The organism is Corynebacterium sp. HMSC076D02 (assembly GCF_001813815.1).
GTDB lineage: Bacteria > Actinomycetota > Actinomycetes > Mycobacteriales > Mycobacteriaceae > Corynebacterium > Corynebacterium simulans.
The window spans coordinates 1-1,074 of record NZ_KV814025.1 but is presented as its reverse complement, the minus strand read 5'-3'; the positions used below and the strand labels follow the sequence as shown (position 1 = coordinate 1,074).

The window sequence follows — 1,074 nt, the reverse complement described above, 5'->3', positions numbered from 1 at the left end:
CGGGCAATCACCGCAGGTGGCCAGACCCTGGACTTCTACCTCTCACCAAAACGCAACGTCGCGGCAGCGAAGCGTTTCCTGGCGAAGACGCTGCGGTCGAATAAATCGGCAGGCTATCCGCGGGTGATCAGCACCGACAAGGCCCCCTCACTCGCCAGGGCAATCTCTGAGCTGAAGGCGGAAGGCGTCTGTCCATCGACGGTCGAGCATCGTCGGGTGAAATACCTCAACAACGTCATTGAAGGCGATCATGGCCGGTTAAAGCGGATCCTGGGGCCGAAAGGAGCATTCAAAAACCAAACGTCTGCCTACCGGACGTTGAAAGGGATGGAAGCGATGCACTCATTGCGGAAGGGGCAGGGCACGATGTTTGCCTATGGTCACCCGAATCCGGATGCAGTGATTGTTAGCCGGGTATTCGAGACGGCCTGACAACACAGGCACATAGCGTTGATCACACAATAAAAACGGAGCTTTCTTGGCTCCCGCCCCAAGTTGCAACAGCACCATAATTTGACCAGTAGGTCCGTATACGGCGACTACTGCTTGGATTGGGTCCTCTGGATAACTAGCAGCATGGTTGGCTAAAGCCGAGATCTCCCCGCAAGGACCACCGAGGAAATGGTGCGCGTTCAAACCGAGTACGTGTTTTCCTGATTTGGTAAGGAGCGCTGCGGCTACAGTGTGGTCTTCTCCGTCCTGAAAACGCTGTGCATGGGTGGTTGCTTTGGCCAGTAAATTTCGAAGTTCGTTGGTAATCACTCTTTAAGGGTAATAATTGCCAACGCGCTTTATCTATGTGAAGACAGAGATCGTGAACACCGGGGTTTCTGAGATGTACCAATCGCTTACAAAGCAAGACAGGACCATACGAGGACGTTGAGTGGATAGAGCGTCGAGTTTTAAGTTCAATGTTAGCTAAGGGCCTTATTAAAAGCGTTTGGCAACACGCGCTCCTATTTACCTTCGTATCTCGCGAGACGCTGACGTGGATGGCCTCACCATCGACCGGCAGCGTCAGGACTGTGAAGCCATTGCAAAGCAGCGTGGCTTGGACGTTGGACATAGGACATA

Annotated in this window: 1 pseudogene; it reads left to right on the top strand. The window is 53.3% G+C overall.

Going from position 1 to position 1,074, the window contains the following annotated elements:
- Positions 1-432: pseudogene (locus HMPREF2935_RS00630) on the top strand (IS6-like element IS1628 family transposase); the annotation flags it as partial.
- Positions 433-1,074 lie beyond the last annotated feature (642 nt).